Source organism: Prevotella sp. KH2C16 (genome assembly GCF_900113305.1).
Taxonomy (GTDB): Bacteria; Bacteroidota; Bacteroidia; order Bacteroidales; family Bacteroidaceae; genus Prevotella.
Genome location: NZ_FOOW01000008.1, coordinates 22,405 through 37,682, shown reverse-complemented (window position 1 = coordinate 37,682; position 15,278 = coordinate 22,405). Strand labels below are relative to the sequence as shown.

Annotated in this window: 12 protein-coding genes; 6 read left to right on the top strand and 6 right to left on the bottom strand. The window is 55.6% G+C overall.

Annotated features, from left to right (window positions below; translation table 11 throughout):
• Positions 1 to 17: 17 nt before the first annotated feature.
• From BM114_RS07200 to mnmA, 6 genes are all read left to right on the top strand, one after another.
• Positions 18 to 2,468, top strand: a complete 2,451-nt coding sequence (locus BM114_RS07200) for a beta-glucosidase (protein WP_092111905.1) — start codon at positions 18 to 20, stop codon at positions 2,466 to 2,468.
• A 366-nt stretch (positions 2,469 to 2,834) separates the two neighbouring features.
• Positions 2,835 to 3,446, top strand: coding sequence for a cytochrome c nitrite reductase small subunit (gene nrfH, locus BM114_RS07195; protein ID WP_092111902.1), 612 nt, complete (start codon positions 2,835 to 2,837; stop codon positions 3,444 to 3,446).
• A 75-nt stretch (positions 3,447 to 3,521) separates the two neighbouring features.
• Positions 3,522 to 5,018 carry an ammonia-forming cytochrome c nitrite reductase subunit c552 gene (locus BM114_RS07190; RefSeq protein WP_092111900.1) on the top strand — a complete coding sequence of 499 codons (1,497 nt, stop codon included), beginning with the start codon at positions 3,522 to 3,524 and terminating at the stop codon, positions 5,016 to 5,018.
• A gap of 124 nt (positions 5,019 to 5,142) precedes the next feature.
• Complete coding sequence (locus tag BM114_RS07185) at positions 5,143 to 6,354, top strand: cytochrome c biogenesis ResB family protein (protein ID WP_092112062.1); 1,212 nt, start codon at positions 5,143 to 5,145, stop codon at positions 6,352 to 6,354.
• 19 nt (positions 6,355 to 6,373) lie between these two features.
• A complete protein-coding gene (ccsA, locus tag BM114_RS07180; protein WP_092111898.1) occupies positions 6,374 to 7,159 on the top strand; it encodes a cytochrome c biogenesis protein CcsA in 786 nt (261 codons plus the stop codon).
• A 222-nt stretch (positions 7,160 to 7,381) separates the two neighbouring features.
• Positions 7,382 to 8,458 (top strand): tRNA 2-thiouridine(34) synthase MnmA, encoded by a 1,077-nt coding sequence (gene mnmA / locus BM114_RS07175; protein WP_092111896.1) that lies wholly within the window; start codon positions 7,382 to 7,384, stop codon positions 8,456 to 8,458.
• A 33-nt stretch (positions 8,459 to 8,491) separates the two neighbouring features.
• On the opposite strand, the gene BM114_RS07170 is transcribed toward mnmA, so the two are convergent.
• From BM114_RS07170 to lysS, 6 genes are all read right to left on the bottom strand, one after another.
• On the bottom strand, positions 8,492 to 9,040 hold the full coding sequence (locus tag BM114_RS07170) for a hypothetical protein (RefSeq protein WP_092111894.1): 549 nt from the start codon (positions 9,038 to 9,040) through the stop codon (positions 8,492 to 8,494).
• Positions 9,041 to 9,139: 99 nt separating this feature from the next.
• Positions 9,140 to 10,021 (bottom strand): GYF domain-containing protein, encoded by an 882-nt coding sequence (locus BM114_RS07165; protein WP_092111892.1) that lies wholly within the window; start codon positions 10,019 to 10,021, stop codon positions 9,140 to 9,142.
• Positions 10,022 to 10,031: 10 nt separating this feature from the next.
• Positions 10,032 to 10,754, bottom strand: coding sequence for an HAD family hydrolase (locus BM114_RS07160; protein WP_092112060.1), 723 nt, complete (start codon positions 10,752 to 10,754; stop codon positions 10,032 to 10,034).
• Positions 10,754 to 12,115, bottom strand: a complete 1,362-nt coding sequence (locus tag BM114_RS07155; protein ID WP_092111890.1) for a glucose-6-phosphate isomerase — start codon at positions 12,113 to 12,115, stop codon at positions 10,754 to 10,756. Before BM114_RS07155 ends, BM114_RS07160 begins: the two co-directional genes overlap by 1 nt.
• A gap of 28 nt (positions 12,116 to 12,143) precedes the next feature.
• Complete coding sequence (locus tag BM114_RS07150) at positions 12,144 to 13,139, bottom strand: NAD(P)H-dependent glycerol-3-phosphate dehydrogenase (RefSeq protein WP_092111888.1); 996 nt, start codon at positions 13,137 to 13,139, stop codon at positions 12,144 to 12,146.
• Positions 13,140 to 14,873, bottom strand: coding sequence for a lysine--tRNA ligase (gene lysS / locus BM114_RS07145; RefSeq protein WP_092111886.1), 1,734 nt, complete (start codon positions 14,871 to 14,873; stop codon positions 13,140 to 13,142).
• Positions 14,874 to 15,278: the final 405 nt, after the last annotated feature.

Here is a 15,278-nt window from a genome sequence, read left to right as displayed (position 1 = left end):
ATATGATAATTAGCAATATGAAAAACAAATCATATATCGTATGTCTGTCTCTTTGTATATCAATGGGTATACAAGCACAGCAAATTACACCAAAGGCCGTCGAACGAGCTTCTGCCATAGTAAAAAAGATGACCCTACAGGAGAAATGTAATTTTCTCTCTGGGGCAACATCATTTTCGCTCCATTCCATTTCTCGCCTTGGCATTCCCACCGTACTTTTGGCTGACGGCCCCGTGGGCTTGCGTAACCATGCACCTCACAGTACGCTTTATCCCAGTTCTATTCTCAGCGCCTCTACATGGAACAGGAACCTGATTTATCAGTTAGGGCAAAGCCTCGGTGATGATGCCCGCGCCCGTGGCGTAGGAATCCTGCTCGGTCCCGGGGTTAACATCTATCGTTCCCCGCTTTGTGGAAGAAACTATGAGTATTTCGGCGAGGATCCGTATCTTGTTTCAGAGGTGGCTTCGCAGTATATAGAAGGCGTACAGTCTCGGGGTGTTATCTCCACCATCAAGCATTTTGCCGGAAATAATCAGGAATGGAACCGCCATCATGTCAATTCTGAGATTGACGAACGCACCCTTTTTGAGATTTATTTCCCGGCTTTCCAGAAGGCAGTTCAAAAAGCCCATGTTGGTGCTGTCATGAATAGCTATAATTTGTTGAATGGTGTGCATGCTACTGAAAATGCTTGGCTGAATAAACATGTTCTCCGCAGGCAGTGGGGGTTCGAGGGAATCCTCATGTCTGACTGGACCTCTGTATATTCTACAATAGGGACTGCCAACCACGGACTGGATCTGGAAATGCCAAAGGGAAAACATCTCAACTATGAACTCTTAAAAGAAGCTATAGAGAACGGTACCGTTGACATGCGCACCATTGACGAAAAGGTCCAGCATATCTTGCAGACCCTTATTTCATTTGGAATCTTAGACCGGCAGCAAAAAGACAGTTCTATCCCCCTGGATTACCCTTCCTCGCGGGAAACTGCCCTGAAATTGGCACGCGAGGGAGTTGTCTTGCTGAAGAATAAAGATAACATTTTACCCCTAAAGGGCATCACGGCCTTGGTAGGACCTAATGCGTCCGTTATCCCGACAGGAGGGGGGAGTGGAAATGTGGAGCCGTTTGCCTCCATCGCGTTAGATAAGGGGATGAAGGCCTTGGCCCCTGCCACTATCATGCTGACAGATGATGTAATCTATGAAGATATTAATACCCGCATTTTTGCGGATTCTATTTGTAGCCGGCATGGTTTCACGGGCGAGTATTTCAGGAATAAAGGCTTAAGAGGAGCTCCTTCCCTTACGCGTATAGATTCTGCAGTCGATTTCGACTGGCAGTATGGTACACCTGCTGAGGCCTTCCCTGTAGATACTTTCTCCACGCGATGGACTGGTTATTATAGGCCGGAGGCAGATGAGACCGTAAAACTCTATATTGGCGGAGACGATGGGTATCGTATCAGAATCGATGGAAAACAGGTCGCCGGCGACTGGGGCAACCATTCTTACTCTTATCGTGAGCTTTCTATTCCCATGAAAGGGAATTCACTCCATAAAATAGAAGTTGAATATTTTGAAAACATTTCTTCTGCGAATATCAAGCTTTCCTTGAAGCGGTTAGATCAGACGAAATTGTCAGAAGGCCTTGCCAAAGCCGATAATGTGGTATATTGCTGCGGCTTTAATAGCAGCATAGAGGGTGAAGGTTTCGACCGTCCCTTCCAGCTGCCGGAGTATCAGCGTGAGATGATAGAGAACATCTCGGCTGCCAATCCTCGTACTGTCATTGTTATAAATGCCGGCGGCGGCATAGACATGGATGACTGGATAGACAAGGTTAAAGGCGTGGTCATGGCATGGTATCCAGGACAGGAAGGAGGGCAGGCCTTAGCCGAGATTCTTACAGGCAAACTGTCGCCCAGTGGCAAGCTCCCTATCTCCATTGAAAGGAAATGGGAGGATAATCCTTGCCACGACAGTTACTATGAGAACACCAAAGAGAGGGAAGTGAAGACGGTGGAATATCGCGAGGGGATTTTTATAGGTTATCGCGGATATGACAAGAGCAACATCCAGCCGTTGTTCCCGTTTGGTTACGGGCTTTCCTACAGTAGGTTCCAGTATAGTGATCTTAAACTGGAGAAAGAGGGCAGGAAAGGCGTGCGAGTTACTTTTACCTTAAAGAACATAGGCTCTATGGAGGCAAAGGAGACTGCAGAGGTCTATGTATCCGACCCGCAGTCAACTGTAGTCAGGCCTGCCAAGGAGTTAAAAGGATTTGAGAAGGTCTCGCTGCTTCCAGGCGAGTCCAAGCGAATTAGCATCTGGCTGGATGAAAGCTCTTTTGCCTATTATGATGTTGTCGATAATAAATTCAAGGTGGAGCCCGGCTCTTTCGTCATTTCCGTGGGACCTTCCTCTGCTGAACTTGTATTGAAATCCTCTATAACTTTGTAGGTGTTGGGATACCCTCTCTTTAGAATCGAGGGGCTTTATGCATGCTCCCTGCCTTTATCTGCCTGAAAAAATCGCCGAGATTGTGCAATGAAATCGCCGAATTTGTCTGACGAAATCGGCGATTTTGTCAGACAGGAGACGGCTGAGAGGCAGAGGGGGGCCGCTTCAAGCCGCCAGTCTGGCTTCTCTGTGGCATGCTGGCAGTAAGATTCCCGGATTCCGGATGTTATCGGGACAAAGATGTTAAACCGTGTTAAATATCCTTGCCTGCGATGATTTTTACCCTCATTAATGAGGATGGAATTCGAAAGTTTTACTATATTTGCGATATCGGAAAGCCTAACCTATAATCAACTGACTTAAAATATGCTGAAAGAAAAATGGAAGTCTTTTACCGATTCGCTCTCTTATTGGCAGAAAGTGGCCCTTGTCTGCCTGTGCGGAGTCATCGTGGGACTGGGCATTCTCTTTGCCTACCTGCTCAGGATGCATACTTATCTGGTAGGCGACGACCCCGCCGCCTGCGTCAACTGCCATATCATGAGCCCTTATTATGCCACATGGAGCCGCTCGTCGCACGGCCGCGACGCCACCTGCAACGACTGTCATGTGCCCCATCAGAACATCGCCTCGAAGTATCTCTTCAAGGGAATGGACGGCATGAAGCATGTGGCCTACTTCGTAACCGACGCTGAGCCGCAGGTGATGCGGGCGCAGACCTTGAGTGCGCAGGTGATCATGGACAACTGCATCCGCTGCCATACGCAGCTGAATCAGGAGTTCGTGAAGACCGGGCGCATCAGCTATATGATGGCCAGACGAGGCGAGGGAAAGGCCTGCTGGGACTGCCACAGGCAGGTGCCGCACGGCGGAATGAACTCCCTCAGTTCCACGCCGAATGCCGAGACGCAGGTGCCGCTGCCCGCAAGTCCGGTTCCGGAGTGGCTGCACGGCCTCCTGGGCGGAGGCTCCCGATAGCCGTTGGCGGAAGTCCGGATGATTTCCGGCATGCGAGAACAAGATTCCGAATAAAGACATAAACCGATAATAACTATGGCAAAGCATTTAAAGAACTGGCAAGGATGGATTCTCTTCTTGGGTTCCTTGGCTGTTGTATTCCTGCTGGGACTGCTCTGCTCGTCGCTCCTGGAGCGCAGGGCCGAGGTAGCCAGCGTCTTTAACAACCGCCGCACGCCGATGACGGACTCCATCGTGGCACAGAACGAGAAGTTTGCCCAGGACTTCCCGCTGGAGTATGAGACATGGGCGATGACCGAGGACACCACTTTTGAGAGCAAATGGAACGGCTCGCAGGAGCGGGATGTGCTGGAAGACAACCCCGCCATCGTCATCAACTGGGCTGGCTACGCCTTCTCGCGGGAGTACAATACGCCGCGCGGACACCGGCATTGCAACGAGGATCTGAGGAAGATTCTGCGGACGGGAAACCCGGGAATAGACGGTGCCGGCGACCTGCAGCCAGGCACCTGCTGGACCTGCAAGGGGCCGGATGTGCCGCGGCTGATGCGCGAGAAAGGGCTCGAGAACTTCTATGGTGCCAAGTGGAGCGACTGGGGAGCGGAAGTGATGAACAGCATCGGCTGCTCCGACTGCCACGATGCGCGCACCATGGAGCTGAAGCCGGCCCGCCCGGCACTGTATGAAGCCTGGGCCCGGGCAGGCAAGGATGTCCGCAAGGCCTCCCATCAGGAGATGCGCTCGCTGGTCTGCGCACAGTGCCACACGGAGTATTACTTCGAGAAAGAGAACCATCAGTATCTGAAGTTCCCGCAAGACAGGGGACTCACCTGCGAGGACGCGGAGGCTTACTACGACTCCCTCGGCTTCTATGACTATGTGCACCCGCTGTCGAAGGCCAAAATCCTGAAGGCCCAGCACCCGGGTTACGAGATATTCAAGCAGGGCATCCACGGCAAGCGGGGCCTGAGCTGCGCCGACTGCCACATGCCTTACATGCAGAAGGGCGGCATCAAGTATACCGATCATCATATTATGAGTCCGCTGGCAAACATCGACCGCACCTGCCAGACCTGCCATCGCGAGACCGAGAAGACGCTCCGCAAGAATGTGGAGGAGTTTGAAGACAAGGTGTTCCTCTATGCCAAGAAGCTGGATGTGGAGCTTGCCAACGCCCATCTGATGGCTGAGTTCGCATGGAAGCACGGTGCGCGGGAGGATGAGATGAAGCGTTGCCTCGACGACATACGCAAGAGCCAGTGGCGCTGGGACTACGGGATGGCCTCCCACGGGGCGGCTTTCCATGCCCCGGAAGAGGTGCTCCGCCTGCTCGGCGACGCCATGATGTATGCCAAGGATGCCCAGCTGGAAGCCCAGAAGGTGGCCGGCGTGCATGGCTGGAAGGGCGCGATACCGCTCCCCGACATATCGACGAAGGCCAAGGCGCAGAAGTATATCGGCCTCGACATGCCTAAGCTGCAGGCCGACAAGAAGGCTTTCCTCGGCACGGTGGTACCGCAATGGATCGAGAAAGCCAAGAAGAACGGCCGCTTCATCACGCGCCCCATGTAGCCTCAAATTACTGTCTGGGATGAAATAACAGGAATATAGCGTGGGAATGGAGGATTATGCGGGCAATAATCCTCCATTCCCTGCGTTTGGAACACATGTCCTGCAAAGGCAAGATAATATGAATATGTGGAAGAAACCTTGGACTCTTAGGGAAGGATTCGTCATCGGCCTGGGGCTCGTCCTGGTCGGCCTGATGTTGCAATGGGCGGTCGGACCGCTCTATTGGGACATATTTGCATGGCCGGCCAACATCATCCTGCTGGCCCTCTATGTGCTGCTGTTAGCGGCGGCCTACATCCTGCGCGGGCAGGTCTATGCCGTCCGGTTCCTGATGTCGTGGCGTTCGGCCGTGCCGGCGATAGCCTATGCCGTCGTGCTGACGGTCGTCATGGGCGTAACCCGCCAGGTCTCGGACGGCTCCGAGCCGCTGGAGCCGATTGGAATCAGCAAGATGCTCAACTTCTGGCCTTTCATTCTGACCTATGTCTGGATGTCGGCCATCGTGGGCCTGGTGGCCCTCCGCCAGCTCTGCCACTTCCGGCTGGAAGGCTTGCCGTCGTTGGCCAGCCACCTCGGACTGTTCATCGTCGTCGTGGCGGGTACGCTCGGGTCGGCCGATATGCGGCGGATGAAGATGTATTGCGAGGTCGGAAGGCCGGAGTGGAGGGTGCTCGACGAGCGGCAGAATGCGGTGGAACTGCCTGTCGCCGTCCAGCTCAACAAGTTCATTATGGAGGAATATCCCCCACGGTTAATCGTGATTGACAACCGGAGCCAGCAGCCCGTGATGGCGCAGGGGAAGCCCCTCGGTCTTACGCTCGACGACAATTTCAGGAGCGGGCAGGCGGGTAACTGGCTGATAACGCTGAAGAATCGCAGGGGCGAGGACATCGTGGAGGTGGCGGCCGACTGGCATCCGCAGTGGAAGGCCAAGGTGCCCAGAGAGACTCATGTAGAGGGGCTGGTGGGCTGTGGCAACTATCGGATGCCGCCGCAGATGATGGCCCTGGGGCACGACCGCACGCTCGCCATGGCCGAGCGGGAGCCTAAGCGCTATGCATCGGAGGTGGAAATCATGACCCGGGAGGGCGACCACTTCGCCGCGACCATAGATGTGAACAAGCCCGTAACCGTGGACGGCTGGAAGATCTATCAGTATAGCTACAACACGCAGATGGGAAAATACAGCAACTACAGCGTGCTGGAGTTTGTCGCCGACCCCTGGCTGCCCGTGGTCTATGTAGGCATCGGTCTGCTGGCAGCCGGTGCCGTCGGCATGTTCTTTATCGCCGGGCGGCGGAAAAAGCAGCCTGTAGCCAGTCAGCCCCTTGTGTAATTCAAAACGGAAAGAAACCATGATCTGGACTTATTTCATATATTTCGCGGCGGTGGCAGTACTCTTCTGGGTGGCCGGAGCCGCTGTTGCCTGGAAGGGCAGAAAATCTCTTGCCACGGCCCTGACCCTCGTGGGGCTGGCCGTATTCCTCGCCTATATCGTCAGGACATGGCTGATCTTGGAGCGTCCGCCCCTCCGCACGATGGGCGAGACCCGTCTCTGGTACAGCTTCTTCCTGCCGCTGGCGGGCCTGATAGTCTACGCCCGCTACCGCTATCGCTGGATTCTCTCGTTCACCACGGTGATGGCTGTCGTCTTCGTCTGCATTAATCTTTTCCGGCCGGAGATACACAGCAAGACGCTGATGCCCGCCTTGCAGAGCCCTTGGTTCGCCCCCCATGTCATCCTCTACATGCTGGCCTACGCCCTGCTGGGAGCTGCCACCTTGATAGCCCTCTATCAGTTGCTGTCCCCGAGGGGGAAGATGCTCTCCCAGGATTCGGCCGACGACCTTGTCTATGTCGGCTATGCCTTCCTCACGATAGCGATGCTGATGGGAGCCCTCTGGGCCAAGGAGGCGTGGGGGCACTACTGGTCGTGGGACCCGAAGGAGACCTGGGCCGCCATCACCTGGTTCGCCTACCTCGGCTATATCCATTTCACGCGTTACGATCAGGCGCATAGGCGCCTGGCCAACGGGATACTTATCGTCGCCTTCTGCCTCCTGCAGATGTGCTGGTGGGGCATCAACTATCTGCCTTCGGCGCAGAACGGGGCCAGCATCCACACCTATTCGCAGCAGTAGACACATCTGGGTGTTTTCCCTGTTGCCGCAAAACACGGAGGCGCAAGCCGTTGCAAGCTTGACAAAATCGGCGAGATTGTCGAACAAAATCGCCGATTTTGCCCCATCTTTTCGCCGATTTTGTCAGCCTGTTTGTGGCTCATGCCTTGAAGGGCGACGGATGCTGCCAACTCTTTTGGCGGTTTTGGCGGGAGTATAGAGATTTTTTCGTAACTTTGCGGCATGATTCTTGAGGAATTGAAAGACAAGCGAATCGCCGTCTTGCTCTCGGGTGGAGTAGACAGTTCGGTGGTGGTCTACGAGCTCGCGAGGCTCGGCCTGCACCCCGACTGCTTCTATATCAAGATAGGGCCGGAGGAGGAAGAGGAGTGGGACTGCAGTTCGGAGGAGGACCTGGAGATGGCCACGGCCGTGGCGGCAAGGTATGGCTGCCGGCTGGAGGTGATTGACTGCCACCGGGAATACTGGTCGCAGGTAACGCGATACACCATGGAGAAGGTGCGTGCGGGCTTCACTCCCAACCCCGATGTGATGTGCAACCGGCTCATCAAGTTCGGTGCCTTCGACGAGAAAAGGGGGCACGACTACGACCTGATAGCCACCGGCCACTATGCCCAGACCGAGTGGATAGACGGTCGGAAGTGGCTCACCACGAGTCCCGACCCCGTGAAAGACCAGACCGACTTCCTCGCCCAGATCTACGACTGGCAGCTGCGTAAGGCGCTCTTCCCGATAGGCCACTATGTGAAAGACGAGGTGCGGGAGATTGCTGAGCGTGAACATCTGGTGAACGCACGGCGCAAAGACTCGCAGGGCATCTGCTTTCTGGGTCAGATAGACTATAATGAGTATATCCGCCGCTATCTCGGAGAACAGCCCGGAGACATCGTCGAGCTCGAGACGGGCCACCGCATCGGGGAGCACAAGGGGCTCTGGTTCCATACCATCGGCCAGCGCAAGGGGCTCGGTTTGGGGGGCGGACCGTGGTTCGTGGTCAAGAAAGATGTGGAGAAAAACATCCTCTATGTGAGCCACGGGTATGACCCGGAGACGGCTTACAAGACCGACTTCAAGATTCACGACTTCCACTTCCTGACCACGGAGGTGGACGCGCCGCGCGTAACCTTCAAGATTCGCCATACGCCGGAGTATCACCCGGCCACGGTGGAGCCGCTGGGCGGCGGAGCGTATATCATTCATTCCGACGAGAAAATCCACGGCGTGGCTCCCGGGCAGTTCTGCGTGGTGTACGACGAGGCCCATCACCGTTGCTTCGGGAGCGGCGAGATTACCTTATAGCGAATAAATCTTGATTTACTTTTTGTAGTCGGGCTATTTCCGACCCTGCGCCTTGAGCTCTTCCTGCGTGTCCTTATAGGCTTTGAGTATAGGGTCTTCCGTGATGGCTGCGGGTGCTTTTCTGTGCTTGTGGAGAAACAGTTTGCTGGCTTTCTGGACAAGAAAAAAGGCAAGTCCGAAGGGGTTGAAGCCCTGCACGGGATGCTGCAAGGCGTATTCCGTGGGGTCCTGATAGGTCCAGCCCTTGATGTCCTCGTTCAGTTTCTTCGACTTGTCCTCACCGTAAACCACCACTTCGTCGAGTCGGTTGTAGTTAGAGAGCAGGGGAATGGTGTCTGTTACCTTATTATAAGGTATGCGCGAGGGCAGGTATCCGGGCTTGCTCACGACGAGGGTGTCGAACTTCTGGGGTATCAGGCAGTGCCCCAGATAGTCGGTGGTGTCGCTGTAGTTCGTGTTCGTCCATACCCTTACCGCCCGCAGCGGCTTCTTCGAGTCGAGGTCGTAGACAGTAATCTGTCGCTGGGCGGCAAGCGGTTGCGCGAGCAGGAGTATCAGGCAGGAAGACAGGAGTCTGCGCATTTTGATAGGTTTTGGCGCAAAGATAGGCAATAAAGGGATATGCGTGCCTGCCTGTTAGGATTTTTTAGTTTATAAATTCTTTAAGAAAACTAATGCTGCTTAATTTTCTTTTCCCTTGATGAAGTCGACGATTCCGTCGATAATCCTGCCTAATCCTTCTCCTGTTGCACTGTCGGTCTGTTCCTTCACCTTGTCTTTCACCAGGTTGCCAACGCCGTCTATGATCCGCGCGTCAAGCGAATTGTCGTCCGACGGACGGCTGCCGCAGGTGTCGCCTTGCGGCGTGGAGTTCTGCGCATAGGTGTCGCCCCCCTCGCTGCCGGTTCCCTCCTCATCCCCGTCTTGCGGGTCGTTCCATTTCTTATCCAGGATTTTCGTGATGTCGTCTTCGTCTACGGTGAAGATATGACCTAAGATTCCGTAGGATGACTTGTAGCTTTTTTTGCCCCAGCGGATCGTCGTGGTGGAGAAAATTCCGTAGTTGTGATACTCCAGTGCGGTGTCGAGCATGGGGGCGGAGATTTCCCGCGCGAGCATCTTTCCCAGCATTTCAAACCCTTGGGAGATTGGGTCTTCGTCGCTATCCTCATCTTCGACGGCGGCTGCAATCCGGTCCAGGATAACCCTCTTGTGGTCTTCCTTGTCTGGATTGGTGAGGAACAGGACGATCAGGAGCGCGGCAACGATGCCGCCGACGATGAGCCATGTGTGCCGCTTTCTCGGTTCCTGCTCCTCCTCCCGGTCGTCTTGCGGCGTATTGTCCGCGGCTGGTTGCGCGGCTGTCGGCGGCACGGGAGGGGGCGTAGAGCTGCCCGTGGTGTTATAGAGGAAGTTCTTCAGTTCGTCCACCTGCCAGGCCGGCGTCCAGTCTTTCATGCCTTCCGCCCACACGAGGGTGTCGGAGGCGAGGCCTTTGTCCTTCAGTTCGTAAATGGAGAAGGGGCCTGCCTGCTGATTGTTCTCGATGATAAAATACTTCATAATGTGCTTGTTATTTCAATAAATCCTTCCAATGGTTGCTGAATTCGCGGATGCTCGGGAAGATGATGTCGGCTCCCTCCCGTGCCAGAACCGAGTCGGGGAGCGGTCCGCTGTTGATGCCGACGGTGAAGATGCCGGCCGCCACGCCGGCACGCACGCCCATCGGGGCGTTCTCTACCACGATACCCTCCCAGGGGTTCAGGCCTCCCGCTTGTTCCAGTCCTTTCAGATAGGGGTCGGGGGCGGGCTTGCCGTGCTCAATGTCGTAGGCCGTTACGATGTGCGCGGGCTCCACGAAATTGTGGAAATCGTCGGTAAGCCGTTTGATGAGGGGCTTCTGTCCGCTTCCCGTAACTATCCCGATCTGCAGTCCGGCGGCCTTGATCTGCCGCATCAGGTCGATGACCCCGTCGAAGATCTGTGTCTGCGGCATCAGGTGGAAGAGGCGCGTCTTCTCGTCATACATCCGTTGCGCCTCGGCTTCCGAGAGTTCCTTGCCCAGCTGCTTGCGGGCGTAGATGCGGATGGTGTCGACGCCCCGCATGCCTTCCGTGGCATAGGAGTCTCCGGCCGTGAAGCGGATGCCGAACTCCGCCATGGCCTCCTGCCAGGCTCGGGCATGGTTGGGCATGGAGTCGTAGAGCACGCCGTCCATATCGAAAAGCACGACCTTGGGAGCAAAACTCCCAAAGCCGTGGTCTTTTAGGTATTTCTGGATTTCTCTCTGAAACATCATTTCCCGTTGGCGAGGCGCTCCTTGATGGCCTTGCTCTCGGCTTCGTAGCCGGGCTTGTCGAGCAAGGCGAACATATTCTTCTTGTAAGCCTCCACGCCGGGCTGGTTGAACGGGTTGACTTCCTCCATCAAGCCGCTGACGCCACAGGCCACTTCAAAGAAGTAAATGAGCTGTCCGATGTAGTATTCATCCAGCTTCGGGAGACAGATGCGGATGTTGGGCACGCCGCCGTCGACATGTGCGAGGCGGGTTCCGAGCTCCGCCATCTTGTTCACTTCGTCGACGCGCTTGCCGGCGAGGAAGTTCAGTCCGTCGAGGTTTTCCTCGTCGAAGGGGAAGTCGAGCTCCCTGTTCGGCGTCTCCACGGAGATGACCGTCTCGAAGATCGACCGCTCGCCCTCCTGAATCCACTGCCCCATGGAGTGCAGGTCGGTGGTGAAGTCGCAGGCGGCGGGGAAGATGCCCTTGTGCTCCTTACCCTCGCTCTCGCCGTAGAGCTGCTTCCACCATTCGGCGATATAGTGCAGCTTGGGCTGGAAGTTGGCGATGATTTCAATCTTCCTGCCGGCCTGGGTGTAGAGAGCCTGCCGCACGGCGGCATACTGCGAGGCGATGTTCCCGGCGAAGGGAACATCCAGGGCGGTGGCTTTCTCCATGTCGCGGGCACCCTCAACGAACTTGCGGATGTCGAAGCCGGCACATGCGATGGGCAGCAGTCCTACCGGTGTGAGCACCGAGAAGCGGCCTCCTACATTGTCGGGGATGACGAAGCTCTTGTATCCTTCCTTGTCTGCGCAGGTGCGAGCGGCACCTTTCCTGGCATCGGTGATGGCTACGATGACCTCGCGGGCTTCTTCCTTGCCTCGCTGAGCCTCGCATTGCTTCTTCAGAAGGCGGAAGGTGAGAGCGGTCTCGGTGGTCGTTCCCGACTTTGAGATATTGATAACGCCGAACTTCTTGCCCTTCAGATAGTCGGTAAGCTCGGCCAGATAGTCCTCTCCGATATTGTTTCCGGCGAACAGGATGTTAGGATTCTTCCTGTCGTCGTTGACGAGCCATGCGAAGGCATTGCCCAAGGCGTCGATCACGGCACGGGCTCCGAGATAGGAACCGCCGATTCCCGCCACCACGATTACTTCGCATTTGGCACGCAGGGTGTCGGCGCAAGCCTGCACCTCGGCGAGGAACCCAGGCGTGATGGACGACGGCAGGTGGAGCCATCCGAGGAAGTCGTTACCTGCGCAAGTGGCATTCTCCAGGGCCTCCCGTGCTGCCTTGGCCTTCGGCTCAAAAGCCTCTACTGCCCCGGCGTTGAGGAACTGGGCAGCTTTCGTAATGTCTAATGAGATATTCTTCATTCTTTTTATGGTTTTTATTGTGTTCTTTTTATCTGAAGCTGTCGGTGAGCAGCTTGATTTCTATCTGCGGGTTGATGCGCTCGTAGATGATGTTGTAGACGGCGTCGAGGATGGGCATGTTGACATGCATGTGCCGGTTGATTTCCTTCATGCACTTGGTGCCGAAGTAGCCCTCGGCAATCATTTCCATCTCTATCTGCGCGCTTTTTACCGAGTATCCCTTGCCGATCATGGTTCCGAAGGTGCGGTTGCGGCTGAAGTTGGAGTAGCAGGTAACGAGCAGGTCGCCCAGGTAGACGCTGTCGTATACATTCCGCTCGATGGGATGCACGGCCGTGAGGAAGCGTTTCATCTCCTGGATGGCGTTGGAAATCAACACCGCCTGGAAGTTATCCCCGTATTTGAGGCCCGAGCAGATGCCCGCCGCGATGGCGTATACATTCTTCAGCACCGAGGAATACTCGATGCCGATGACATCGTCGGACACTTTCGTCTTGATGAAGTCCGACGAGAGCACCTCGGTGAACGCCTGTGCTTTTTCCAGATCCTTGCAGCCCACGGTGAGATAGCTCAGCCGCTGCATGGCCACTTCTTCCGCATGGGAGGGTCCGCCGATGCAGGCGAGGTTGTCGTAGGGGATGTCGTACACCTGATGGAAGTATTCCGAGCAGATGAGGTTCTCGTCGGGCACGACGCCTTTGATGGCCGTGATGATGAACTTATCCTTGATGCGGGTCTTGAGTTTCTTAAGATGGTTCTTCAGATAGGGCGACGGCGTTACGAACACGAGCGTGTCGTAGGCCTCCGCGATCTTGTTGATGTCCGTCGAGAAACTGATTTCGCTCACATCGAAGTGCACGCTCGTGAGGTAGGCGGGGTTGTGCCCCATGCGGCGGAAGTCCTCTATGCGGTCGTCGCGGCGCATGTACCACCCGATGTGGTGGGTCTTGTCCACCACAATCTTGGCTATGGCCGTTGCCCACGAACCTCCGCCGATGATTGCTATCTTGCCAACTCCGAACATTTACTGAGCCTTATCTATCCACGACTGAATCTCGTCCAGGCCGGGCTTCTGGTAGTCCAGCTTGTATTTCTTGTTGATTTCCCCGAGCTTCTGCTGCAGTCCCTGTGCCTTCTCGCCCTTGATGTCGGAGATGAGGTTGAAGCCTGCCTTGCGGAGCACATACACCCAGTCTTCGGGCACGCCGAGCTCCGCCCATTCGCCGACGGTGCTCTGCGGCATCTTCTTCTCGGGCTTGAGCTGCGGGAAGAGCATCACTTCCTGTATGTTGGGCTGCCCCGTCATGAGCATGGTGAGCCGGTCGATGCCGATGCCGATGCCCGAGGTGGGGGGCATGCCGTACTGCAACGCGCGCAGGAAATCCTGGTCGATGACCATCGCCTCGTCGTCGCCCTTGTCGGCAAGTTTCATCTGCTCAATGAACCGCTGCTCCTGGTCGAGGGGGTCGTTGAGCTCCGAATAGGCGTTGGCGAGTTCCTTTCCGTTCACCATCAGCTCAAAGCGCTCGGTGAGCCCGGGCTTGGAGCGGTGCATCTTGGTGAGCGGCGACATCTCCACGGGATAGTCGATGATGAAGGTGGGCTGGATGAAAGTGCCCTCGCAGAACTCTCCGAAGATCTCGTCGATGAGCTTGCCCTTGCCGAAGGTCTTGTCCACGGTCTCCATCTTCAGGTCTTCCGTGGCAATGCGGTATATCTCCTCCTCGGTCTTGTCGCTGAGGTCGAAGCCCGTTTTCTCCTTGATGGCCTCGAGGATGGGCAGCCGGCGATAGGGTGCCTTGAAGTTGATGACGGTGTCGCCGGTCTTCACCTCGGTGGTTCCGTTTACCTCGAGGCAGATGGTTTCGAGCAGTTTCTCGGTGAAGCCCATCATCCAGTTGTAGTCTTTATACTGCACATAGAGCTCCACGCAGGTGAACTCGGGGTTGTGGAACTTGTCCATGCCCTCGTTGCGGAAGTTCTTCCCGATCTCGTACACGCCCTCGAAGCCGCCCACGATGAGGCGCTTGAGGTAGAGCTCGGTGGCGATGCGCATGTACATGTCGATGTTGAGCGCGTTGAAATGGGTGATGAACGGGCGTGCGCTGGCTCCCCCGGCGATGCTCTGCAGCGTCGGCGTCTCCACCTCGGTGTAGCCCGCCTCGTCGAAGAAGCGGCGCATGGTGCGCAGCACCGTTGCCCTTTTCCGGAAGGTCTCCTTTACGCCGTCGTTCACGATGAGGTCTACATACCGCTGGCGGGCGCGCAGCTCGGGGTCGTCGAACTTGTCGTAGGCCACGCCGTCCTTGTACTTCACGATGGGCAGCGGCTTCAGGCTCTTGCTCAGGAGGGTGATTTCTTTGGCGTGAACCGATACCTCGCCCGTCTGTGTGCGGAACACGAAGCCCTTCACGCCGATGATGTCGCCGATGTCGAGCAGTTTCTTGAATACGGTGTTATATAGCTCTTTGTCCTCGCCCGGGCAGATTTCGTCGCGGGCCACATATACCTGAATCCTTCCCTTGGAGTCCTGCAGCTCGGCGAAGGAGGCCTTGCCCATGATGCGCTTGGTCATCACCCGACCCGCGATAACCACATTGCGGGGCTCGTCTTCATCCTTGAATTCCGTTTTGATGTCGGTGCTGAATGCATTGGTGGGGAACTCGGCCGCGGGGTAGGGGTCGATGCCCATATCACGCAGGGCCTGCAGGCTTTGTCTGCGAACTATCTCCTGTTCGCTCAATTCTAAGATGTTCATATCCTTGATGGTAACTTTTCTTTTTACAAGATGCAAAGTTACGAATTAATTTTGATATTGCTATGCCATTTCATCTTTTTTATATTATTAATGAGGTGGCGGCTGGAGATGCTGCTTCCGGCGGCTGGGATATTCCGAAAAAGAACACCGTTTTTCGTGCGAAAATAGCAGGCTTTCAGGCCTCTTGTGGCCTCTGAAAACGGAAGAAACGGCCGCCTCGGGAGTAATTGGCCGCCTTTTACCTTCCTTCTAACGGCCTTTTACATTGCTTCTGACGGCTAAAAGCTTTCCTTTCAGCGGCTTTTTACAGGCCTTTCAGCGGCCAAAAGCGGTCTTTTCAGCCTGATTTTCCCCTCTTTCTTTTTGTCTTTTTGTCTTAACCCGTTGATTCCCAAAGATTTGTCA

What these genes read in the sequence shown, in the direction of transcription:
- BM114_RS07200 (WP_092111905.1), top strand. Translation starts at nt 18, where the DNA reads ATGAAAAACAAATCATATATCGTATGTCTGTCTCTTTGTATATCAATG.
- nrfH (WP_092111902.1), top strand. Translation starts at nt 2,835, where the DNA reads ATGCTGAAAGAAAAATGGAAGTCTTTTACCGATTCGCTCTCTTATTGG.
- BM114_RS07190 (WP_092111900.1), top strand. Translation starts at nt 3,522, where the DNA reads ATGGCAAAGCATTTAAAGAACTGGCAAGGATGGATTCTCTTCTTGGGT.
- BM114_RS07185 (WP_092112062.1), top strand. Translation starts at nt 5,143, where the DNA reads ATGTGGAAGAAACCTTGGACTCTTAGGGAAGGATTCGTCATCGGCCTG.
- ccsA (WP_092111898.1), top strand. Translation starts at nt 6,374, where the DNA reads ATGATCTGGACTTATTTCATATATTTCGCGGCGGTGGCAGTACTCTTC.
- mnmA (WP_092111896.1), top strand. Translation starts at nt 7,382, where the DNA reads ATGATTCTTGAGGAATTGAAAGACAAGCGAATCGCCGTCTTGCTCTCG.
- BM114_RS07170 (WP_092111894.1), bottom strand. Translation starts at nt 9,040, where the DNA reads ATGCGCAGACTCCTGTCTTCCTGCCTGATACTCCTGCTCGCGCAACCG.
- BM114_RS07165 (WP_092111892.1), bottom strand. Translation starts at nt 10,021, where the DNA reads ATGAAGTATTTTATCATCGAGAACAATCAGCAGGCAGGCCCCTTCTCC.
- BM114_RS07160 (WP_092112060.1), bottom strand. Translation starts at nt 10,754, where the DNA reads ATGTTTCAGAGAGAAATCCAGAAATACCTAAAAGACCACGGCTTTGGG.
- BM114_RS07155 (WP_092111890.1), bottom strand. Translation starts at nt 12,115, where the DNA reads ATGAAGAATATCTCATTAGACATTACGAAAGCTGCCCAGTTCCTCAAC.
- BM114_RS07150 (WP_092111888.1), bottom strand. Translation starts at nt 13,139, where the DNA reads ATGTTCGGAGTTGGCAAGATAGCAATCATCGGCGGAGGTTCGTGGGCA.
- lysS (WP_092111886.1), bottom strand. Translation starts at nt 14,873, where the DNA reads ATGAACATCTTAGAATTGAGCGAACAGGAGATAGTTCGCAGACAAAGC.